Origin of the sequence: Bacillus sp. B1(2022) (assembly GCF_040259625.1) — a bacterium.
In the GTDB taxonomy this organism is placed as follows: domain Bacteria; phylum Bacillota; class Bacilli; order Bacillales; family Bacillaceae; genus Bacillus; species Bacillus velezensis.
Window position 1 is genome coordinate 709400 of record NZ_JANIFO010000001.1, and the last position, 21262, is coordinate 730661.

19 protein-coding genes, 1 tRNA gene, 2 pseudogenes and 1 riboswitch are annotated in these 21262 nt (G+C 45.9%); of the genes and pseudogenes, 15 read left to right on the forward strand and 7 right to left on the reverse strand.

What is annotated here, in order from left to right; all coding sequences use genetic code 11:
- Positions 1-109: 109 nt before the first annotated feature.
- The 4 genes and pseudogenes from NQS30_RS03675 to NQS30_RS03685 all read left to right on the forward strand — a co-directional run bounded on the left by NQS30_RS03675 (position 110) and on the right by NQS30_RS03685 (position 4807).
- The gene (locus NQS30_RS03675; RefSeq protein WP_007408632.1) at positions 110-2095 is read left to right on the forward strand and encodes a methyl-accepting chemotaxis protein; all 1986 of its coding nucleotides are present in this window, start codon (positions 110-112) and stop codon (positions 2093-2095) included.
- A gap of 115 nt (positions 2096-2210) precedes the next feature.
- Positions 2211-3251, forward strand: a pseudogene (locus NQS30_RS21390) (cache domain-containing protein); the annotation flags it as partial.
- A complete protein-coding gene (locus tag NQS30_RS21395; RefSeq protein WP_425340276.1) occupies positions 3246-4217 on the forward strand; it encodes a methyl-accepting chemotaxis protein in 972 nt (323 codons plus the stop codon). The pseudogene NQS30_RS21390 and the gene NQS30_RS21395, both read left to right, overlap by 6 nt.
- Positions 4218-4282: 65 nt before the next feature.
- Positions 4283-4807, forward strand: coding sequence for a type 1 glutamine amidotransferase domain-containing protein (locus tag NQS30_RS03685; protein ID WP_003152143.1), 525 nt, complete (start codon positions 4283-4285; stop codon positions 4805-4807).
- Positions 4808-4838: 31 nt separating this feature from the next.
- Here NQS30_RS03685 and NQS30_RS03690 read toward each other — a convergent pair whose 3' ends face one another.
- Entirely contained in the window at positions 4839-5825 is a 987-nt protein-coding gene (locus NQS30_RS03690; RefSeq protein ID WP_015240454.1) for a Gfo/Idh/MocA family protein, read from the reverse strand.
- A gap of 179 nt (positions 5826-6004) precedes the next feature.
- Here NQS30_RS03690 and NQS30_RS03695 point away from each other — a divergent pair, with 179 nt between their 5' ends.
- The 4 genes from NQS30_RS03695 (at position 6005) to NQS30_RS03710 (ending at position 8721) form a co-directional block, all read left to right on the forward strand.
- Positions 6005-7165, forward strand: a complete 1161-nt coding sequence (locus tag NQS30_RS03695) for an AI-2E family transporter (RefSeq protein ID WP_072589496.1) — start codon at positions 6005-6007, stop codon at positions 7163-7165.
- Between the two features lie 91 nt (positions 7166-7256).
- Complete coding sequence (locus NQS30_RS03700; RefSeq protein ID WP_007613337.1) at positions 7257-8087, forward strand: undecaprenyl-diphosphate phosphatase; 831 nt, start codon at positions 7257-7259, stop codon at positions 8085-8087.
- Positions 8088-8215: 128 nt separating this feature from the next.
- A tRNA-Ala gene (locus tag NQS30_RS03705) sits at positions 8216-8288 on the forward strand.
- Positions 8289-8400: 112 nt separating this feature from the next.
- Positions 8401-8721, forward strand: coding sequence for a hypothetical protein (locus NQS30_RS03710; RefSeq protein WP_025285171.1), 321 nt, complete (start codon positions 8401-8403; stop codon positions 8719-8721).
- Positions 8722-8781: 60 nt separating this feature from the next.
- Here the strand turns inward: NQS30_RS03710 and NQS30_RS03715 are convergent, their stop codons facing one another.
- Positions 8782-9423, reverse strand: a complete 642-nt coding sequence (locus NQS30_RS03715) for a cupin domain-containing protein (RefSeq protein WP_012118280.1) — start codon at positions 9421-9423, stop codon at positions 8782-8784.
- Positions 9424-9640: 217 nt separating this feature from the next.
- Here NQS30_RS03715 and hmpA point away from each other — a divergent pair, with 217 nt between their 5' ends.
- Positions 9641-10816, forward strand: coding sequence for an NO-inducible flavohemoprotein (gene hmpA, locus NQS30_RS03720; RefSeq protein ID WP_218791335.1), 1176 nt, complete (start codon positions 9641-9643; stop codon positions 10814-10816).
- Between the two features lie 141 nt (positions 10817-10957).
- A complete protein-coding gene (locus NQS30_RS03725; protein WP_007410172.1) occupies positions 10958-11803 on the forward strand; it encodes a glucosaminidase domain-containing protein in 846 nt (281 codons plus the stop codon).
- Between the two features lie 33 nt (positions 11804-11836).
- On the opposite strand, the gene ktrA is transcribed toward NQS30_RS03725, so the two are convergent.
- From ktrA to cudC, 3 genes are all read right to left on the reverse strand, one after another.
- The gene (ktrA, locus tag NQS30_RS03730) at positions 11837-12505 is read right to left on the reverse strand and encodes a potassium uptake protein KtrA (RefSeq protein WP_012118278.1); all 669 of its coding nucleotides are present in this window, start codon (positions 12503-12505) and stop codon (positions 11837-11839) included.
- A gap of 163 nt (positions 12506-12668) precedes the next feature.
- A complete protein-coding gene (gene bslA / locus NQS30_RS03735) occupies positions 12669-13208 on the reverse strand; it encodes a biofilm surface layer hydrophobin BslA (protein WP_015240450.1) in 540 nt (179 codons plus the stop codon).
- Between the two features lie 160 nt (positions 13209-13368).
- Complete coding sequence (gene cudC, locus NQS30_RS03740; RefSeq protein WP_007410170.1) at positions 13369-13923, reverse strand: transcriptional regulator GbsR; 555 nt, start codon at positions 13921-13923, stop codon at positions 13369-13371.
- A 200-nt stretch (positions 13924-14123) separates the two neighbouring features.
- Between cudC and betB the strand changes: the two genes are divergently transcribed.
- The 3 genes from betB to NQS30_RS03755 all read left to right on the forward strand — a co-directional run bounded on the left by betB (position 14124) and on the right by NQS30_RS03755 (position 17475).
- Positions 14124-15596, forward strand: coding sequence for a betaine-aldehyde dehydrogenase (gene betB, locus NQS30_RS03745; protein ID WP_014418720.1), 1473 nt, complete (start codon positions 14124-14126; stop codon positions 15594-15596).
- 17 nt (positions 15597-15613) lie between these two features.
- A complete protein-coding gene (gbsB, locus tag NQS30_RS03750; RefSeq protein ID WP_003152181.1) occupies positions 15614-16822 on the forward strand; it encodes a choline dehydrogenase in 1209 nt (402 codons plus the stop codon).
- Between the two features lie 71 nt (positions 16823-16893).
- A complete protein-coding gene (locus tag NQS30_RS03755; RefSeq protein WP_003152182.1) occupies positions 16894-17475 on the forward strand; it encodes an MOSC domain-containing protein in 582 nt (193 codons plus the stop codon).
- Here NQS30_RS03755 and NQS30_RS03760 read toward each other — a convergent pair whose 3' ends face one another.
- Entirely contained in the window at positions 17476-17964 is a 489-nt protein-coding gene (locus NQS30_RS03760; protein WP_025285166.1) for a DinB family protein, read from the reverse strand. It lies immediately after the preceding gene.
- Positions 17965-18110: 146 nt separating this feature from the next.
- On the opposite strand from NQS30_RS03760, the gene NQS30_RS03765 reads away from it, so the two are divergent.
- On the forward strand, positions 18111-18641 hold the full coding sequence (locus tag NQS30_RS03765) for an NfeD family protein (RefSeq protein WP_015240446.1): 531 nt from the start codon (positions 18111-18113) through the stop codon (positions 18639-18641).
- A 19-nt stretch (positions 18642-18660) separates the two neighbouring features.
- Positions 18661-20177 (forward strand): annotated as a pseudogene (locus tag NQS30_RS03770) (flotillin family protein).
- 30 nt (positions 20178-20207) lie between these two features.
- Here the strand turns inward: NQS30_RS03770 and thiT are convergent.
- Positions 20208-20789, reverse strand: a complete 582-nt coding sequence (gene thiT / locus NQS30_RS03775) for an energy-coupled thiamine transporter ThiT (protein WP_012118271.1) — start codon at positions 20787-20789, stop codon at positions 20208-20210.
- Between the two features lie 100 nt (positions 20790-20889).
- A riboswitch (TPP riboswitch) is annotated at positions 20890-20990 on the reverse strand.
- Positions 20991-21262 lie beyond the last annotated feature (272 nt).

Consider the following 21262-nt stretch of genomic DNA (forward strand, 5'->3'; position numbering starts at 1 on the left):
TTTTACGATAGGTAAAAAGTATGTTTCGTTATATTTCTTCTTTTTGGATGTGTATATTTACCCATAATTGCCGATATGAAGGGTAAACACGCAAGAGGAGATATAGCAGATGAAAAAAATTGTGCAAATCATCAAGCAGAGATCGCTTACAAGAAAACTGCTCATTTCTTTTTTGGCCATTCTCATTCTTCCTATTTCAACGCTGGCTTTTATCGCCTATCAATCGGCGGTAAGCACGCTTGACAGGCAGATGATGGGAAGCGCACTAGATAATGTGCAGCAGATTAACGATATGATCAACACAAGCATCAGCCAAAAGGAAGACGGAACGGCATATTTCAGCGATTGGCTCACAAAGGATCGGTACAAGCCGAAAAACCAATCGCAAATTACCGATAAATTCACAGAGTACATGAAGATCAATAAAGACGTGGAATCCATTTATACGAGTGACACGGAAGGACATTTCACACGGTATCCGGATCTGCAGATGCCTAAAGGATATAATCCGCTTGAAAGAGACTGGTATAAAAAGGCCGTGGAAAATAAGGGGAAGGTTGTTGTAACAGATCCTTACCGCACGGCTTCCACCAATACGATGGTCGTGACGGTCGTTCAGCAGACGAAAGACGGCTCAGGAGTCGTCGCCATCAATATGAAAATCGATGAGCTTCTGAAAACGACAAAGAAAGTGAACATCGGGAAATCCGGCTACGCTTTTATCCTGACGAAAGACAAAAAAGTGGTCGCCCACCCGAACCGCACGTCAGGCACAGTATTAAACGGGGAGTGGGCTGAACAGCTGTTCACCAGCAAAAAAGGTGATTTTCAATACAAATACGACGGCCAGGAAAAGAAAATGGCTTATGATACAAACGGGCTGACAGGCTGGAAGATTACCGGAACAATGTATCTGGACGAAATTCATGAAGCGGCCCTGCCGATCCTTCATCTGTCCCTGCTCGTTCTCGTATTAGCGATTGTGATCGGAACCATCGTCATGGTGCTGATTATCCGTTCAATCACAAAACCGCTCAAGCAGCTTGTGACATCATCGAAACAGATCAGTGAAGGCGACTTAACAGAAACGATCGAGATTCAGTCAAAAGATGAATTAGGCGAGCTTGGCAAAAGCTTTAACAATATGGCCGCTTCGCTCAGGTCTCTCATCCATGCCATCCAGGATTCCGTGAATAATGTCGCATCTTCCTCAGAGGAGCTGACGGCTTCAGCGGAGCAGACAAGCAAGGCAACCGAACATATCACACTGGCGATCGAACAATTTTCTAACGGAAATGAAAGCCAAAGTGAAAACATTGAAAGCGCGGCGGAACATATTTACCAAATGAACAGCGGGCTTAAAGATATGGCGAAAGCATCTGCCGTCATTACCGAATCCTCCGCCACATCAGCGGAAGTCGCCAATTCAGGCGGAAAGCTCGTCCACCAGACGGTCGGCCAAATGAACGTCATTGACCGGTCAGTGAAAGAAGCTGAACAAGTGGTGCGCGGACTTGAAACAAAATCAAAAGACATTACAAACATTCTCCGTGTCATTAACGGAATCGCTGACCAGACAAACCTTCTTGCGCTGAACGCGGCAATTGAAGCCGCACGTGCGGGTGAATACGGCCGGGGCTTCTCAGTCGTCGCCGAAGAGGTCAGAAAACTTGCGGTCCAGTCTGCCGATTCAGCGAAAGAAATCGAAAGCTTAATCATAGAAATCGTCAACGAAATCAATACATCTCTCGGCATGTTCCAATCCGTCAACAAAGAGGTGGAAAGCGGACTGGATATTACGAATCAAACCGAAACGAGCTTCAAACGGATTTCTGAAATGACGAACCAGATCGCCGGAGAAATTCAAAATATGAATGCGACGGTAGAACAGCTGACAGCAGGATCTCAGCAGATTTCAGGAGCTTCTGAGCAAATCGCGTCCATCGCAAAAGAAAGCTCCGCCAGCATTCAGGATATTGCGGCCTCCGCCGAAGAACAACTGGCTTCAATGGAAGAAATCAGTTCGTCTTCGGAAACGTTATCCCAAATGGCGGAAGAATTACGTGATATGACGAAACGATTTAAAATAGATTAATAGGTCATAGAACACCCAAATGTGCTGTTTGGGTGTTTTTTTTAGTTTTTTTAATAAATCTTTTGTCCTATCTGACGATATTAGATTTAGCTTTTCAAAGAAGGAGACTGAAAAAATGAAACAACTGATACATTGGATCAAACAGCCATCCATCAGCAAGCCGCTGATCGCGGCATTTTTAGCCGTATTGGTGCTTCCGGTCGGCATACTCGCCTACTTCAGCTACCAAACGGCGGGGAATTCACTAGAAAGCGAACTGACCCACAGCGCCCAGGGAAATGTCAGCGAACTGAACAGCGTGCTGGAAAACATGCTTGAGGGTAAGCTGAAAGCGATTGACTACTACAGCGAATCAATCACAAAGGAAAAACTGGAGACGAAAAATAAATCGGTACTGCTTGACAAAATGAAGCAGTATGTCACCGTAAATGACGATGTCGCGTCAATTTACGCCGCGTCTCGCGACAAAGCGTTCGTGAAATATCCGTCCGTTGACATGCCGTCCGATTATAATCCGCTCACGCGCGAGTGGTATACAAAAGCGGTTGAAAAAAGCGGACAGCCAGTGTTTACCGAGCCTTATAAAGACGCTGCAACCGGACAGACGGTCGTTACGATTGCCCAGCAGACAAAAGACGGATCAGGCGTTGTGGCGCTTGATATTAATCTGGGCGACCTTCTGAACGCTTCCGAACGCGTCCAGATCGGTCATAAAGGTTTTGCCTTCATTACAACGGGAGATAAAAAATACATCGCGCATCCGACTATAAAAGCGGGAACGGAAGGCTCCGGAGAGTGGACGGAAGAAGTATTTTCCAAATCAAGCGGATCGTTTGAATACATGTTTGAAGGACAGCAGAAGAAAATGGCCTTCACGACAAACAAATTGACGGGCTGGAAAATCGCCGGCACATTTTTTGTCAGTGAGATCCATGACGCAGCCTCGCCTGTCATGAAAATGGCGCTGATCATCCTGGCGGTTTCTCTTATCGTCGGCGGTATTTTAATCGTTTTTATCATTCGCTCGATTGCAAAACCGCTCAAAAAACTTGTTTCGACATCAGCTAAAATCAGTGACGGCGATTTAACGGAAGTCATTGACATCAAGTCAAAAAATGAATTCGGGCAGCTCAGCCAAAGCTTCAATGAGATGTCGGCGTCACTCCGGTCTGTCATCGGCGTCATCCAGTCATCCGTCGAACATGTCGCTTCTTCATCCGAAGAGCTGACGGCATCCGCCGGACAGACAAGCAAGGCGACAGAGCATATTACACTGGCGATTGAACAATTCTCAAACGGAAACGAATCACAAAGCGAGAAATTGGAAGAAAGTGCTGATCACCTTTCCCAAATGAATGCGGGCATTGCCGAGACGGCGAATGTATCGGCGGAAATCACTGAATCCGCCATCCAAACCTCTGAAACCGCCGGAAGCGGAGAAGAATTAGTGGCGAAAACGGTCGGCCAGATGAAAACAATTGATCGTTCCGTACAGCAGGCGGAAGCGGTCGTAAAAGGGCTGGAAACGAAGTCGCACGACATTAAGAGCATCCTCAACGTCATTAACGGCATTGCCGATCAAACAAATCTGCTTGCCTTAAACGCTGCCATTGAAGCGGCCAGAGCAGGCGAATACGGGCGGGGCTTCTCCGTCGTTGCGGAAGAAGTGAGAAAGCTTGCCGTACAATCAGCCGGCTCCGCGAAGGAAATCGAAACGCTGATTCAGGAAATCGTCAAAGAAATCGCCACATCGCTTTCCGTATTCCAAGCGGTGAATCAAGATGTGAAGGAAGGCCTCGATATTACGGATCAAACGGCCGAAAGCTTCAAAAAAATCTCAGAAATGACGACTCAGATTTCAGGCGCCTTGCAGCATATGAACGGAACGCTTGAGAAGCTTGCAGCCGGGTCGCAAAATGTGACAAACGCGGTGGAGGACATTACCTCAGTCGCCAAAGAAGGGTCCGCCGGCATTCAAGACATCGCCGCCTCAGCTGAAGAGCAGCTGGCCTCCATGGAAGAAATCAGTTCATCCGCCGAAACGCTTGCGCATATGGCTGAAGAACTGCAGCAGGTCACACGGAAATTTACGATTCAGTCTGAAGACGAAGAACAGCTGTAGCGAGCTGTTTCTTTTCCTCATTTTAAAAAAGCGATACACTAGTATAAAAGAAGGGAGTGGCAGTGATGAGATTAGAAGGCAAAAAAGTCATAGCGCTTGTCAGTGACGATTTTGAAGACTTAGAGCTTTGGTATCCCGTCTACCGGCTGAGAGAGGAAGGCGCGATCGTTCATTTAATAGGAGAAGAAGCGGGCCGTTCATACAAAGGAAAATACGGCGTGCCCGCGACGGCGGATTACGATTTTAAGAGCCTGATTATTCAGGAGTATGATGCCGTGCTCGTGCCCGGCGGCTGGGCTCCTGACAAACTGCGAAGATATCCCGAAGTTTTGGACATCATCCGTACGATGAACGAGCAGAAAAAGCCGATCGGCCAGATCTGCCATGCGGGCTGGGTGCTCATATCTGCGGGAATTCTCGCAGGAAAAAAAGTAACGAGCACGCCCGGCATCAAAGACGACATGACAAATGCAGGGGCACAGTGGCTGGATGAAGCTGTCGTAACTGACGGCCACATTGTATCAAGCCGCCGCCCGCCCGACCTTCCGCAGTATGCAAAAGCGTTTGCTGACCTGTTAGCGTCCAAATGAAAAACATCCGCCCGAATCCGGGCGGATGTTTTTAGTTTTGATCGGCGGGAAAGACAATTCCGATTTGTTTTCTCGCTTCTTCCATAATGCTTGCCGTAATGAAAGAACGTTCAAATGTATTTTCGGAAGACTCCCGCTGTCCGTTTCGAAGAAGATTGATGAATTCAGCCGTTTCGTAGTACATCGACGGTTTCAGATCAGGGACTGAAATGTCTTCCGTCCGGCCGTCACGATAGCGGATTTCCGCCCGTTCCGGTCCGTGAATGCTGTCCAGAACGATCGTGCCGTCTTCACCCTGAATTTCCGCCGGGGCAAACGAATTTGAGATTTTCGAATGCATCAGCACCGCTTCAAATCCGTCGTATGACAGAATGACCGTGCCTTCGCCGTCAACGCCGGATGCTAGTTTATGACCGGTCGCAATGACGTTTTTCGGTTTGCCGAACAGGACGACGGCCGGATAAATGCAGTACACGCCGATGTCCATTAACGAACCGTTCGATAATTCAGGCTTAAACGCGTTTAGCACCGTACCGTTTTTATATGCATCATATCGTGATGAATATTGGCAGTAGCTTGCCGTGAATCTCCTGACGGGTCCGATTTTATGTAAGTGGTTTTGAAGCATGCTGAAGTTCGGCAGGAACGTTGTTTTCATGGCTTCCATCAAGAGAACGCCGTTCGTTTTGGCTGCGTGAATCATTTCATCCGTTTCCCTTGCGTTAGACGCAAACGGTTTTTCGCACAGTACATGCTTGCCGTGTTCCATAAAAAGGACCGCCTGCTCTTTGTGAAATGCATTCGGACTGGCGAGATACACCGCGTCATAGGCTTTGCTTTCCGCCATTTCTTTCAGGCTGGTGAAATAATGAGCAGCGCCGTGTTTGCCGGCGAATTCCGCCGCGCGTTCCTCAGTTCTGGAATAAACCGCCGTTAATTGAAAATCATCAATAGCAGAAGCCGCCTCCAGAAATCGTTCTGTAATCCAATTCGTTCCGACTGTTGCAAATCGAATCATTGCTATCGCTCCTTCTATGTATTGGCTTACATTATAGCTTTTTTTCTGAGAAACATAAATGGAAAAAAGGCTGCCAGCTAAAGGGATAGGAAAAATTCCCATAGAGACCGGTTATTATTTTTCATTACAGGAACGATAGTGTACAATTTAAGTAAAATACATATGATGGAGGAACAATAGTGGAAACATTGCAAACATGGGGCGGCAGATTTAAACAGTTTTTCTTAGACAATAAATTTGTCTTGTTTTTGCTTGTATTGCTGCTCATCGGTCTCAATATCCTTGTCTTTATGAAGACATCATTTATTTTCACACCTATTATCGTCCTGCTCAAAACGATTGCGCTCCCCGTCATTTTGACAGGAATTGTTTATTATCTGCTTAATCCGATCGTAGATATATTGGAAAAAATAAGAGTGAAAAGAGTCTATTCCATCCTGCTCCTTTACCTCGTTATTATAGGGCTGATTACGATTACGGTCGTTTCAATTATTCCGTTTTTAAAGGAACAGATCATGAGCCTGATCGACAATCTGCCGAAATATGTGGATATCGTTGAAGATCAGACGAAAAGCCTGATCGGAAGCGATTTTGTAAATCAGGCGCAAAAGACGATGAATATCAACATTTCCGATCTTGCTAATAAAGTATCGGCGCAGGCGGCGACAATTGCAAACAGCACATTTACCGGAGTCGGGAATTTTATCGGCGCGCTGACGGAAGTGATTATTTCAATTGTGACCGTGCCGTTTATTCTGTTCTATTTGCTGAAAGACGGCAAAAAACTGCCGATTTATATCTTAAAGTTTGTGCCCACCCGTCTGAAAGAACAAACGTATACGATGCTTAGTGAAATGAACCACAGATTAAGCTCCTATATCAGAGGACAGGTCATCGTCAGCTTCTGCATCGGGTTTTTATTATTTATCGGCTATCTGATTATCGGACTTGATTATGCGTCACTGCTTGCGGTCATTGCCGCTTGTACGAGCGTTGTTCCGTATTTAGGGCCGACCATTGCCATCACGCCGGCGATTATTATCGCGTTGGTCACTTCGCCCCTTATGCTGCTGAAGCTTGCGATTGTATGGACCGTTGTCCAGCTCGTGGAAGGGAAATTAATTTCGCCGCAGATCATGGGGAAAAATCTTCACATTCACCCGATTACCATCATCTTTGTTCTGTTAACCGCCGGAAAGCTGTTCGGGGTTGTCGGCATTATTTTAGCCATCCCGGGGTATGCGGTCATCAAAGTGGTCACGACCCATCTGTTTGATTGGTTCAAAATGCGTTCGCATCTATATGAAGAAGAAAAAAATGATGCTGGATCGAAGTCATAAAATCGGAACGGATATGATATTTATTATAAGACAGGCTTTCCTTCAGAGGAGAGCTTCTCTTTTGTAAATGATGAATGAAGGGAAGAATGGGATGACACTATGGGAGATGTTCACAGCAGCCGTTTTGGGAATCGTGGAAGGGCTGACGGAGTATGCGCCGGTTTCTTCCACGGGACATATGATCATAGCGGATGACATCTGGCTGAAATCCGGAAGCCTGATGAATCCGGAAGCCGCCAATTCCTTCAAAGTGGTGATTCAGCTCGGTTCGATTCTGGCGGTGGCCATTGTGTTTAAGGATCGGATATTACATTTACTCGGCCTCAAAAAAAACGTCACGCGCGATCAGCAGAAGGGATACAGGCTGACCATCGCGCAAATCGCCGTCGGTCTTGTTCCGGCGGCGGTGCTCGGCTTTTTATTTGAGGATTTCATTGACCGCTATTTATTCTCCGTCAGAACGGTCGCTTACGGATTAATTGCCGGAGCCGTGCTTATGCTTATAGCGGACTGGATCAATAAAAGGAAAGAAACGATCGATACGGTAGACAGAATCACCTACAAACAGGCTTTCTGTGTCGGATTATTCCAGTGTCTCGCCTTATGGCCCGGATTTTCCCGCTCAGGCTCAACGATTGCCGGAGGTGTCATTGTCGGCTTGAATCACCGGGCAGCCGCAGACTTCACATTTATTATGGCTATTCCGATTATGGCGGGTGCAAGCCTTTTGAAGCTGGTGAAATACTGGAGCAGTCTTTCTTATGACATGATTCCGTTTTTTCTTGTCGGCTTTATCTGCGCCTTTGTCGTCGCCCTCTTAGTCGTCAAGTTTTTTCTTCGGCTTATTAACCGGATTAAGCTTGTCCCGTTCGCCATTTACCGTGTCATCCTCGGCATCATTTTAATCATGCTCGTGCGATAAACGAAGAGGCCCCCCGGAGGGTCTTCTTTTTATGTTCGAAAAATGTCTCAGGAAAATATGAGCAAACTGAATTTTCTGCTTGAAATTCATAGAAGAGTCGTCTATAATAAAACATGACGTTACAGAACGGGGCCATAGCTCAGCTGGGAGAGCGCTACGCTGGCAGCGTAGAGGTCAGGGGTTCGAGCCCCCTTGGCTCCATACCTTTAAACCCTTATTCTATAAATAAGGGTTTTTTTGTTTTTTCATCTTCTGCGGCAGCCTCTATGTTCTGCTTCATTTCTAACAACTCAAAATAAAGGAAAGAGAGAAAATGAAAAAGAAAATCTATCTTCTACTAACTCTTTCAGCGGCACTGGCACTTCTTTTAACAGCGCTCCCGGCTCTTTCTCCCGTCGTCTTCACGTCTGCTTCAGAAAAAGGAGCCATCAGGCATGACATTTATAAAAAAGGATATCCGTATCAAAGCTACTTTGCGATTCTTCAAAAAGAAGAAGGCGGCGGAGAGGCCGGGAACCTTTATTATGTAAATTGGTTCAATTGGAAAGATGATACCGGACAGACGCCGCACGTATGTTATTCAAAAAAATCGTCCGAAGGCGAGTACAAAGTAAGCTGCGGAACCGGACCGTAATGATCAAGAGCCCCTCTCCAATGAGGGGCTCTTTCTGTCGATGCCGCTCTGGCTCTCCGTTTAATATCCCCAATATAACGGCGTATCATAATGCCGATACGGATCATTCGGATAATGCGTATTTGGCTGATAAGGCGTATTCATATCATGAATCCCCGTGTTTTCAGTCTGTCCGCAGTATTTATCGGGACCTATCACAGTTGATTGCCGGATCGGTGAAACGGCTTTTTCCCACTCATGCTCATTCAGACAGTACGTATGCGCCATGATCTCAGGCGGCGTCAGACGGAGAATATCCGAGCCGTATATCACTTCAGGCGAAGGGGCGTCAAATATGGCCAAAAGGTGGGTTTTGTCTGAAGTGGCGACTTCATAATGCCACCACCCCTGCGGAACATTCGCCACTTGTCCTGAAGAGATCGGATAATTCCGTATTTTCTGGGTGAACGGATTCAGCATCGACACCACCGCGGAACCCGAAATACAGTACACCAATTCAGCGGCGTTTTGATGGGTATGCGGTTCAATCACATTTGTTTTGCTCAGAAAGATATCTAATAATGAAATATTTTCAAGCGTGTTTAACTGTTTAATCCCCAATACATTGATAAAGTTCCGAGCATCTTTCGTAAAAAAACGGCTCTCATTCACATTATAAGTGAACTGTGTATTCGGAGACGTGTAATCGATATCGGAAACCATGCACTCCCCCGCTTTCATCTTTAAACGTATATTCCCAAATATATGTGTCCCTGTTTCACCGGGTGATAAAAAAGGAGGTAAAATCCATAAATTCCAAATCAAACACAATATTGTGACGACTTTTTTAAAGATTCATTTTAAATATATCTTTTATTCAAAATATCTCTTACTATAAAGATATATTGAAAATACATCTTTAGAAGGGTTGAGGATTAACATGCTGGATGAGAGAACAATAGACATCATCAAAAGCACAGTACCCGTATTGCAAACACATGGAGAAAACATCACCGGACGCTTTTATAACCTGATGTTTCAAGATCATCCCGAACTGTTAAATATGTTTAACCAAACGAACCAAAAGAAACAGACTCAGCGCGCAGCATTGGCAAATGCAGTCATTGCGGCTGCGGCGAATATTGATCAATTAGAACAAATCATTCCGGCGGTCAGACAGATCGGCCATAAACACACAAGCATCGGTGTAAAACCGGAACATTATCCGATTGTCGGAAAGTATCTGCTTCTGGCAATTAAGGATGTGCTGCAGGATGCCGCAGCTCCTGAGATTATGAAGGCATGGGAAAAAGCTTACGGTGTTATTGCGGAGGCTTTCATCGGCATTGAAAAAGACATGTACAATGAAGCCGGATGGCAGGGGTATAAAGAATTTACGGTTATACAGAAAACGAAAGAAAGCAAAGATATCACATCATTTTATATCAAACCGAGCGACGGCTCTTCGCTTCCTGGATTTGAAGCGGGACAATATATCAGCATTAAAGTGCGGATTGCGGATTCTCCTTATACGCACATTCGCCAGTACAGCCTGTCTGATGCTTCTCAAAAAGGGGCATATCGGATTTCTGTGAAAAAGGACGGAGCGGTTTCTTCTCATCTCCACAATGAAGTTCAAGAGGGAGATAAACTTGAAGTCAGCGCACCCGCCGGGGATTTCAAGCTGTCTTCTGCCGAAAAACCGGTTGTTCTTATCAGTGCCGGTTCCGGAATCACGCCGATGATGAGCATGCTGAAAACAGCCGCCGAAAAACAGCCGGAGCGTGCCGTTACTTTTATTCATGCCGCGAAAAACGGAGAGTACGCCGCGTTCCGCAAAGAGGCTGAACAAGCTGCGGAGAATCATCCGAATATTAACGTCATTTATGTATACAGTGAACCGGCAGAACAAGACCGCTCAGGAGACAAGCCTTTTTACAGCGGCAGGATTGATCAAACCTTCTTGGAGCAGCTTCATCTGAGTCAAGATGCTGAATTTTACTTGTGCGGATCAGCGCAGTTTATGACGCAAATGAAAGATATGATTCTTGCACTCGGGTTTGACTCTGATTCCGTTCAATATGAATTGTTCGGCCCTCAGCTGAGCATGGCATAACAAAAAAGACTCCTCAAAGAGGAGTCTTTTTTATTTGCACAATGTGTTCTTTCTCCGTCTTTTTCCCTATTTTATTGAAATTTTCATCAATGACCAGTAAAATTATAAATCTAGTGATTCCGGAATTAAAGGAAGGTTGATATGAAAAAGAAAGCAAAGACCAAAAGGGGGCTTGGGTGCCTTTTTGCTGTATCTCTTATATTCGGATTATTTCTGGTATCAATGGTGTTTTCGAAATTCATAGTGACGGAAGAAAAACCGCCTGAAGAGGTGGACGAGCAGCAGGTCTTTATTGACAGCCTTTCCGGGCATGCTCAGATTTTATATGAGAAATATCATGTCCTTCCGAGCATCACCCTCGCACAGGCCATTCTCGAATCGGACTGGGGGAACAGTGAGCTTGCGGGGAAAGCGCGCAACCTGTTCGGTGTAAAAGGTGATTATAAAGGAAAACACGTCACGATGAAAACGGATGAATTTGAAAAAGGAAAACGAAAAACGATTCGGGCAAAATTCCGTAAATACAGCACGTTTTTTGAATCAATGGATGACCATGCCAAATTATTTGTCAACGGAACGTCTTGGAATAAAAAGAAGTATAAGCCTGTCATTGAAGCGGACAATTATAAAACAGCGGCGGCTGCCCTTCAAAAATCCGGCTACGCCACAGACCCCGGCTATGCTGAAAAAATTAAAGATGTCATAGAAACCTATAATCTGAATGAATATGACAAAATCAATGCCTCTCTTAAAGCAGTTGATATGAAAGGCGCCATCAAAGACCACGCCATTGAAGACGTGTGGTCCAAGCCGTCGAAAGAGCGGCATTCTATTAAACTGGCATCGGCGCAAAAGTTTACCGGCCAGCATATTAAAGTCGTATCTGAAAAACAAAACGGAGAATCCGTCTGGTACCAAATTCAAGTGAAAGATGAGCTGATCGGCTGGGTTGACCAAACCGCCGTCCAGTTAAGTGAAGAAACATAAGCATCAAAAAAAGCCGGCAGCCCGCCGGCTTTTTTACATTCCTTCAGTTTCAAACCTTTTAATATCACGTTTATGCCCCATCAGCACAAGGCAGTCACATTCATGAATGACAGTCTCCGGAGAAGGGGACAGCTGAATGTCTCCGTTATGTTTCAAGGCGAGAATGGTGCAGCCGAATCTGGCCCGGACGCCGAGCTCAAGAATGGATTTTAAATGCAGCTTTTTCGTGGCTGAAAGCTCCACGATGCTGTATTCATCTGACAAATCAATATAATTTAAGACGTTTTCATCCGAAAGGCTTTGCGCAATCCGCACGCCCATATCCTTTTCGGGATGGATAATACGATCAGCACCGATCTTTTCAAGCACTTTGTGATGATAATAGTTTTGCGCTTTCACCCAAATATTAGGGATGTTCAGCTCCTTCAATAACAGCGTCGTCAGCGTGCTTGCCTGAATGTTGGCGCCGATTGCTACGATGACATATTCAAAATTTCTGATGCCGAGCGACTGAAGCTCGCTTTCTTCCGTTGAATTTGCCCGCACAGCATGCGTGGCATAAGAGGAGTATGCGTTGACCCGCTCTTCGCTGATATCGACCGCAAGCACCTCATGCCCCATTTTAAAAAGCTCTTTACAGATGCTTCCGCCGAAACGGCCGAGTCCGATGACGGCAAATTGTTTATTTTTGATTTTTCCCAATCCTCATAACTCCTTAAGAAACTGTTTTCGTCACTCCAAATACAACAAACAAGAATGTACTCCTGTTTCAAGGGTTTGTCAATGCGAGAGCCGGAAGAAAGAAAACAGCACAAAAAAAGACCGGCTGACAAGCGATGGGCTTGTGCCGGTCTTTTTTTCGCAATTATTTGCAGTTGCAAGGCTGTGTCGGCGGTGTGCTGCGTTTTTGAACAACAATTGTGTCCTCAGCATAGAATTTAGAGCCGATGCTTAATGATTTATTTTCTGCACGGAACTTATATGTACCTGCAGCAGGCAATGTTTTATTATTAAGAGAAAGCTTGAATTCCGCTGCGCCGAGCAAATCAATGTTTAACGGAAGTCTGACTGTTTTGCCGTTATTCAGAATCTGTCTTTCACGCAAAGCGTGTCCGTTGACTGTATCTTTTGTTGTAGCCGCAAATCCGCTAGGAAGGGTAAATTCCATAACGCCTAAGCTCAGGATCGTGTTCGGACGGTACGTCAATTCGATATCAGAAAATGACCATTCCTGCTGGCTGGCACCTGTATATTTTGCAAATAAGGTAGCAGTCGCTTTCGTGGACATTTCCGGCTCGTGAACGGTTGAGCCTGACTCAGCGGCGAATGACGCTGTCGGCAGAGAAAGAAGCAAAACCAGGCCGAATAAACTTGCCATGACAGTTGAGAAAAATTTCTGTTTCATTTTCATAAATCCCCCTAAAAAAAAATTTGTTGATTGTTCTTAAAAAAGAACGACCATACCTATAAGAATTTACCATCAATTTTAATGGAAGTAAATGGGGTTATGTTCCTATATTTTCTCAAAAATAATCAAATCACGACAAAAAACGCCTGATTTTGATTCAGGCGTTTTTTTCGTCCGTTTCTATCGGGATAAATTTAAAAATCTCCCCGCTCTGAACCGAGTCGGCGAGCCGCTTCAGCCAATGATAATAAGCTTTCGAACTCTCAAGCTGATCATATAACTGCCGCGCTTCTTCCTGTAATTCCGCGTTGCCTTCCTCGGCCAGCAAAACGGACTGCAAATCCGCCTGGGCCTGTTCGATGGCGGACAAATTCACCTGAACTTCACGATCCCATTTCGGCGGGAAGAAATTCGTGAAAAACGTAAAGAAATCTTTTTCCGCTACAAACGTATGCTTCCGTGTGCCGCGGTGAAAGGTTTTTTTGACCACATTTAAATCCTGCAGCTTTTTGACGCCTGTGCTCATACTCGGTTTGCTCATCTGCAGTTCCTCACGCATTTCGTCAAGCGTCATTTCATCCCTCATATACATTGTTCCGTATAAAATCCCGACACTCCGTGTGATTCCGTAAAGATCCATCGTCTCTGCAATGGAATCAATGACAAGATCCCTGGCTTGTTCTATAGCTGCGAATTCTGGATTCTCATCCATACTGTCCCTCTTTTCCTCTTGAAGTTTAAATTTGTTAAGTCATTTCTTTATGTTCTTAATCTTAACGAATCATGACAAAATGTCAAAATCTAAACGGACTGACCGGGTTTTGACAGGCAAAAAAACATGTGTTAAATTAATATTGTTAAAAACATTAAATTTTTATTTAACAAACTTACTTTTCGGTAAGGAGGACTCTTATGAGCAAAACGCTTTATATCGGCGGCGAATGGATCAGTGCAGAAAAAAAACAGACGCGCCGTATCATTAATCCATTTAATCAAGAAGAAATTGCAACGGTATGCGAAGGAGACCGGGATGATGCGGTGAAAGCCATCGCCGCAGCCAGAAAAGCATTTGATGAAGGGGAGTGGCCGGTGCTTTCCGGGCTCGAGCGCGGACAATTTGTTCTGAAAATTGCGGAATTAATCAGACGCGATCTGAACGAATTAGCTGAGCTGGAATCGCTCGATACAGGAAAAACGATTGAAGAAAGTAAAGCCGATATGGATGATATCGCAAATGTATTTCAATATTATGCCGGTTTGGCGGATAAAGACGGAGGCGAGGTCATTTCATCTCCGATTCCCGATTCCGTAAGTAAAATCGTCAGAGAGCCCATTGGCGTATGCGGACAAATTACGCCGTGGAACTATCCGCTCCTTCAGGCGAGCTGGAAAATCGCTCCCGCTCTTGCGGCCGGAAACACGATCGTTTTAAAGCCGAGCGAGATTACTCCGCTGACAACCATTAAAGTCTTTCAATTAATAGAAGAAGCCGGTATTCCGAAAGGGGTCGCCAATCTTGTGCTGGGGCCGGGCGCCTCTGTCGGCGACGAGCTGGCGAGAAACCTCGACGTCGATTTGGTCTCTTTTACGGGCGGAATTGAAACAGGCAAAAAAATCATGCAGGCGGCAAGCGGCAATGTGAAAAAGATTGCTCTGGAGCTTGGCGGCAAAAATCCGAATATCGTATTCCAAGATGCAGATCTCGAAACAGCTGCAGATCAAGCGCTGAACGCCGTGTTTTTCCATGCCGGCCAAGTATGTTCGGCAGGGTCCCGTCTTTTGGTGGACGAAGCCATTCATGATGAATTTTTAGCCGAGCTGATCAAGCGCACGAAACGCATAAAATTAGGAAACGGTTTTCATGAAGATACGGAAAGCGGTCCGCTGATTTCCGCCGAGCATCGGGCTAAAGTCGAAAAATACGTAGAAATCGGCATCGAAGAAGGGGCAAAACTGGAAACAGGCGGCAAACGTCCTGATGATCCCGCCCTTCAAAACGGTTTCTTCTATGAACCTACTATTTTCTCAAACTGCAAGTCTGATATGCGGATAGTCCAAGAGGAGATCTTCGGCCCCGTTTTAACAGTTGAGTCATTTTCTTCTGAAGAAGAAGTGATCAGACTTGCCAACGATACCATTTACGGGCTGGCCGGAGCGGTATGGTCAAAGGATATTGAAAAATGCGAACGCGTAGCCGCCAAACTGCGGATGGGAACGGTATGGATCAATGATTTCCACCCGTATTTCGCGCAAGCGCCATGGGGCGGGTACAAACAATCGGGCTTCGGCCGCGAACTCGGCAAAATCGGTCTGGAAGAATACACGGAAATCAAACATATTTACCGCAACACGAAACCTGCGGCTGTGAACTGGTTTCAAGCATAACGAGGAGGAGATACAATATGACATTAAATATGAAAGTAGAAAGCATGCATAAATTCCATACATTCGAAATCCCGACAGTCATTAAACACGGAATCGGCGCGATTCAGCACGCGGGAAGTGAAGTCAGAGCGCTTGGCGTCACAAAAGCGCTGCTCGTAACAGACCCGGGAATTTATAACGCGGGAGTGGCAAACCCGGTCATTGAATCTTTACAGGAAGCGGGCATCGAAGTCGTCCTGTTTAACAAAGTGGAGCCGAACCCGCCTGTACGTCTTGTAAACGAAGGATCAGAACTGTATAAAAAAGAAAACTGCAACGGTCTTGTGGCTGTCGGCGGCGGAAGCTCCATGGATACAGCGAAAGCCATCGGGGTAGAAGCGACACACGAAGGAAGCGTGCTTGATTATGAAGCCGCGGAAGGCAAAAAGCCGCTGGAAAACCGTATTCCTCCGCTGACAACGATCCCGACGACTGCGGGAACAGGTTCAGAGGTCACACAATGGGCGGTCATTACAGATGAGGAAAGAGAATTTAAATTCAATACGGGCGGACCGCTTATCGCCGCGCATTTAACGGTCATTGACCCTGAGCTGCACACGTCCATGCCTCCGCATGTGACGGCCATGACAGGTATTGACGCACTTGCGCACGCCATCGAGTGCTATACGATGAAATTCGCGCAGCCGATCACTGATGCCGTCGCTTTAATGGCCATTGAATATGCGGCGCATTATATTAAGCGCGCGTTTGCGGACGGAGAGGATTTGGAAGCAAGATACGGCATGGCGCAGGCGGCGATGCTTGCCGGCCTTTCATACGGCAGTGAATCAGCAGGCGCGGCGCATGCGATGAGCCAGACGCTCGGCGGCATCATCCCTGTCGCTCACGGACAATGCGTCGCAGCTATGATGGGGCCGGTAATGGAATACAACTGGAAAGGCTATCCGGAAAAATTCGCCCGCATTGCCAAAGCATTCGGAATCGATACAAGCAACATGACAACCGAAGAAGCGGCAAAAGCGTCCGTCAACTGGATGTATGATCTTGTAAAAGATTTAGAGGTGCCGAGTTTAGAAGAACAAGGTGTGTCTCCGGACATGATTGAACGTTTATCAAAAGAAGCCATGAAAGATCCGCAAACTTTCGGAAATCCAAGAGATTTGAATGAGAAAGCATACAACTGGATTTACAAACGCTGCTTTGACTTAACGCCGAAAACGGTATAATAAATGAACCCCGCTCCTTTACAGAGCGGGGTTTTTTAAGGATAATGTCAAGAAAAAGGCGGTGGTGGCTGATGTGGAAACGCATAACAGCAAAGACGGAAGGCGTATATATAGCGGATACCGAACAATTTGTTACCAAAAAGATGGACAAGCTTCGTGCGGAATACGGCGGGTTTCCGGGTGACTTGCATTTTGGACTGACAAAAAAGGCCGGCGCGCGTGAGCCGATGTATGAAAGAGGAACAGAAATTTTTAACCGGAGACAGATTTCAATCGTGTCCATGGAGGAATGTGATGACATTGCGGAGAAGATGGGGATTTCTCATATCTTTCCCGAATGGCTCGGCGCTAACATCGCAATCAGCGGTTTTTCTGCACTGACGCCGCTTAAAGAAGGAAGCAGAATGATATTTCCAAGCGGTGCGTCTCTGTTGTGCGAGGGAGAAAATGATCCGTGCATTCAGCCGGGAGAAGTCATTCAATCCTTTTATCCGGATCAGCCAAAACTCGCCGCGGCGTTTGTGAGGCACGCGATGGGCAGAAGAGGAATTGTCTGTATTGTTGAACGCCCGGGCGACATATGCACGGGCGATGCGGTCACCATCCATTCTTATGAACCGAAACGCGCCAAGAAAAAAATCGAGAAGGTCTGACTAGACCTTCTTGATTTTTTGTTTGATTTCTTTTATTTGATTAATGTGACGCTTTTCATGATGGCCGATAAAATCAATCCACTGGCGGATCGTCAGTTCTTGAAAAACAGGATGCGGAAGCACACGTTCAAAGTCTTCCTCGTTTAATGATGAAATAACTGCGGTCAGCTGCTGTCTTGCCGTATCTAATTCTTGTTTTGCTTCAATGACTGATAATCGGTTTTGCTCAGGTTCGAGGTGTGACGGCGCCGGCCGTTTATCTGTTCTGTCCTCTATAAACTCCATCGGTTTTTCTTCTATTTCTTTTAACGGTGCGTCTTTTGCCTGCTTTGATAAAAGGGTCTGCGCTGTTTCGTCAATTTTCTTTAAATGGTCAAGGACTTCCCGCACGCTCCACTCATCAGCCGCGGGCTTTCGGTTGAATTCCTCATCAGAGAGTCCTTTCAGTTCTTCCCAGATCTGCTGTCTGGCTTCATTAAAAATGCTCATCCTATCTCCTCCTTTAGAGTAAACATATCATATCCGGATTGGATAATCATGTAATCAGCCTTCCTTATCAGAAAATTGAAACCATTTACCTTTACATCCGTATATAAAGTAACACTCCGACACCTCGGCCGAAAGGAGGATAGAAGATGGACATATTTCATCTGCCGCTTGAAACGGTCTATCTTTACACATTGATTATTTCGGGAAGTCTCACGCTTTTGATTCTGTTTTTTCAAGATGTGTTTCACGGCCTCTTGGAAGCCATTCCTGTTTCATTTTTAAACCCTGCATTGATTCTGTCTTTTTTAACAATCTTTTCAGCCTCAGGTTATATCGGCGAAATCGCCGCTCCGCTATCAAGTTCTGTCATTGCGTTGCTTTCATTTGTTCTTTCGGTTCTTTTGGTCAGCCTGCTTCACTTCTTCGTCCTTGTCCCGCTTTCATCAGCGGAAGAATCGCTCGCTTATCGGGAGACGGATTTAAAGGGCAGAGTCGGCAGGGTCATTACTTCCGTCCCGAAAGACGGCTATGGAGAAGTGATCATAGAGGGAATAGGGGGCGCCATTTCTAAATCAGCCGTCAGCTTTGATCAAGAACAGATCAAGTACGGAACTGCCGTATTAGTGATTGACGTGAAAGACGGAGTGCTTTTTGTGACGCCGCATGAACCAATCTGATATCTAAGGGGGAACTGTTATGACTATGCCGATTATCATCGTTATCGGAATCGTATTCTTTTTACTCATCGCACTTATTGCTGTATTTATTACGAAGTACCGGACAGCGGGGCCGGACGAAGCCCTTATCGTGACCGGAAGTTATTTGGGAAATAAGAACGTCCACATTGATGAAGGCGGAAATCGTCTGAAAATCGTCCGGGGCGGGGGAACGTTCGTGCTCCCGGTATTCCAGCAGGCAGAACCTCTCAGTTTACTGTCAAGCAAACTTGATGTCTCTACACCTGAAGTCTATACAGAGCAAGGCGTGCCGGTAATGGCCGACGGAACCGCCATTATTAAAATCGGAGGCTCCATCAGTGAAATCGCCACAGCAGCTGAACAATTTTTGGGGAAATCTAAGGAAGACCGTGAGCAGGAGGCGCGGGAGGTGCTGGAAGGCCATCTGCGCTCCATCCTCGGCTCCATGACCGTTGAAGAGATTTATAAAAACAGGGAAAAGTTTTCTCAGGAAGTCCAGCGGGTCGCGTCTCAGGATCTTGCTAAAATGGGGCTCGTGATCGTTTCTTTTACGATTAAAGACGTCCGCGATAAAAACGGCTATCTTGAATCATTAGGTAAGCCGAGAATCGCCCAAGTCAAGCGGGATGCGGACATTGCCACGGCAGAAGCGGATAAAGAGACGAGGATTAAACGTGCGGCCGCTGATAAAGACGCAAAAAAATCAGAGCTGGAGCGGGCGACGGAAATAGCTGAAGCGGAAAAAATCAATCAGCTGAAAATGGCGGAATACAGAAGAGAGCAGGATACAGCAAAAGCCAATGCCGACCAGGCATATGATCTTGAAACAGCAAAAGCCCGCCAGCAGGTGACAGAGCAGGAAATGCAAATTAAAATTATTGAGCGGCAAAAGCAGATTGAATTGGAGGAAAAAGAAATTCTGCGCCGTGAGCGCCAATATGACTCTGAAGTGAAGAAAAAAGCCGATGCCGACCGTTACTCGGTGGAACAAGCGGCCGAAGCCGCAAAAGCGAAGCAGCTCGCGGAAGCGGATGCCGAGCAGTACAGTATCGAAGCGATGGCCAAGGCGGAAGCGGAACGCGTGAGAATTGACGGTCTTGCTAAAGCGGAGGCTGAAAAGGCGAGAGGAGAAACCGAAGCGGAAGTCATCCGCCTGAAAGGTCTCGCAGAAGCGGAAGCTAAAGAAAAAATCGCCGAAGCATTCGAAAAATACGGGCAGGCTGCAATCCTTGATATGATTGTGAATATGCGAAGCAAGTCTCAGCGCCTCTTTCCAACATTGATAAAATAACCGTCGTTGATACGGGAGGAAGCGGTGAAAACAGCGGGGCCAATAAAGTCACAGGCTACGCAACCAATTTAATGGCCGGTCTTCAGGAAAGCTTAAAAGCATCTTCCGGAATCAATGTAAAAGAGCTTATTGAGAATTTTTCAGGTAAAGGAAACATAAAACAAAGTATAAATGAACTTACAAAAGAACTGAGTGATTCAAACGAACGGCACAGCCCGGAATAAAAAAACAGCAGGCGTAAACCGCCTGCTGTTTCAGTTCGTCCGCTTAGCTTCAAGAAGCCGCGGCGCAGTCATGAATAATAAGATAAGGACAATGGCCGAAAGGATAAAAGAAGGAATCATATAAGTCGCGTTATAGACGGACGAATAAATCCAGACCGGCGTGCCCTTCGGAGCATAGCTTCCGAAAAAGACAGCTCCGGAGACCACATGTGCCGCATAGCGCAGCACACTGCCGATGAAAACACCGCCTATAACATACATCGTTAAAGCGCCTCTTTTTTTATTCAATGCCGATTCCCGTACACCGGAAGCAAACAAGCCGCTGAAACCGAGGACTGCAAAGGCCGCGATGTAATCAAGAAATAGCTGCACCGGGTGCTGCAAAAACAAATTGCCGATGGCGATCTGGACAATCCCTGTCAAAAAGCCTGTCGTAAGCCCGGCTTTCACTCCCCAGCGGAATGAAATCAAAAAAATCGGAATCATCATAATAGAGACCGAGCCGCCTTGGGGCATCCGGAGAAACATACCTGAGACAATGTCCAGAATGACAGCCGCCCCGGTCATAATCGCTATTTCAATTAAGCGCACAAGCCGTGTTGAATGATTCATAGTTTTCCCCCTGGTCAGACAACCGTAACAAGGATAAACAAAAAAGCAGCGCGGGGAAGGATGGGAAAAGGTCCGCGCGCTGCTTGCATAAACTGCAAATCATTTGGCTTTGCCACATCCCTACGCCAGCGTTAACTAACAGGTTCAAAGGGTCAGAACAAAATGTTCACTCTCAGCTTTAATGCTCCCCTAGTGGTCATCAAGTATTTAGTTCAATCTTACTATACAAGAAAATATGCCAAACCACAAGACAGCTTATCTTTCTATAGAAGAGAAACTGAAATAAGTATGAAAGAAAATAATTAATGATTTTTTTAAAAAAACTATTGTCATATTTTCAAAAGGGTGTTATATTATTAAACGTCGCTGATGAACAGCAGACAACAACGAAAAGCTTCGGAAACAGCTCAAAAAAAGTTGTTGACATAAAATAAGCTGAGTGGTAAGATAATAAAGCTGCTTCAACAAGCGGT

What these genes read in the sequence shown, in the direction of transcription:
- NQS30_RS03760 (WP_025285166.1), bottom strand. Translation starts at nt 17,964, where the DNA reads ATGAGCATTTTTAATGAAGCCAGACAGCAGATCTGGGAAGAACTGAAA.
- NQS30_RS03690 (WP_015240454.1), bottom strand. Translation starts at nt 5,825, where the DNA reads ATGATTCGATTTGCAACAGTCGGAACGAATTGGATTACAGAACGATTT.
- NQS30_RS03685 (WP_003152143.1), top strand. Translation starts at nt 4,283, where the DNA reads ATGAGATTAGAAGGCAAAAAAGTCATAGCGCTTGTCAGTGACGATTTT.
- gbsB (WP_003152181.1), top strand. Translation starts at nt 15,614, where the DNA reads ATGACATTAAATATGAAAGTAGAAAGCATGCATAAATTCCATACATTC.
- NQS30_RS03710 (WP_025285171.1), top strand. Translation starts at nt 8,401, where the DNA reads ATGAAAAAGAAAATCTATCTTCTACTAACTCTTTCAGCGGCACTGGCA.
- betB (WP_014418720.1), top strand. Translation starts at nt 14,124, where the DNA reads ATGAGCAAAACGCTTTATATCGGCGGCGAATGGATCAGTGCAGAAAAA.
- bslA (WP_015240450.1), bottom strand. Translation starts at nt 13,208, where the DNA reads ATGAAACAGAAATTTTTCTCAACTGTCATGGCAAGTTTATTCGGCCTG.
- NQS30_RS21395 (WP_425340276.1), top strand. Translation starts at nt 3,246, where the DNA reads ATGTCGGCGTCACTCCGGTCTGTCATCGGCGTCATCCAGTCATCCGTC.
- NQS30_RS03755 (WP_003152182.1), top strand. Translation starts at nt 16,894, where the DNA reads ATGTGGAAACGCATAACAGCAAAGACGGAAGGCGTATATATAGCGGAT.
- hmpA (WP_218791335.1), top strand. Translation starts at nt 9,641, where the DNA reads ATGCTGGATGAGAGAACAATAGACATCATCAAAAGCACAGTACCCGTA.
- cudC (WP_007410170.1), bottom strand. Translation starts at nt 13,923, where the DNA reads ATGGATGAGAATCCAGAATTCGCAGCTATAGAACAAGCCAGGGATCTT.
- thiT (WP_012118271.1), bottom strand. Translation starts at nt 20,789, where the DNA reads ATGAATCATTCAACACGGCTTGTGCGCTTAATTGAAATAGCGATTATG.
- NQS30_RS03765 (WP_015240446.1), top strand. Translation starts at nt 18,111, where the DNA reads ATGGACATATTTCATCTGCCGCTTGAAACGGTCTATCTTTACACATTG.
- NQS30_RS03700 (WP_007613337.1), top strand. Translation starts at nt 7,257, where the DNA reads ATGACACTATGGGAGATGTTCACAGCAGCCGTTTTGGGAATCGTGGAA.
- NQS30_RS03725 (WP_007410172.1), top strand. Translation starts at nt 10,958, where the DNA reads ATGAAAAAGAAAGCAAAGACCAAAAGGGGGCTTGGGTGCCTTTTTGCT.
- NQS30_RS03715 (WP_012118280.1), bottom strand. Translation starts at nt 9,423, where the DNA reads ATGGTTTCCGATATCGATTACACGTCTCCGAATACACAGTTCACTTAT.
- NQS30_RS03675 (WP_007408632.1), top strand. Translation starts at nt 110, where the DNA reads ATGAAAAAAATTGTGCAAATCATCAAGCAGAGATCGCTTACAAGAAAA.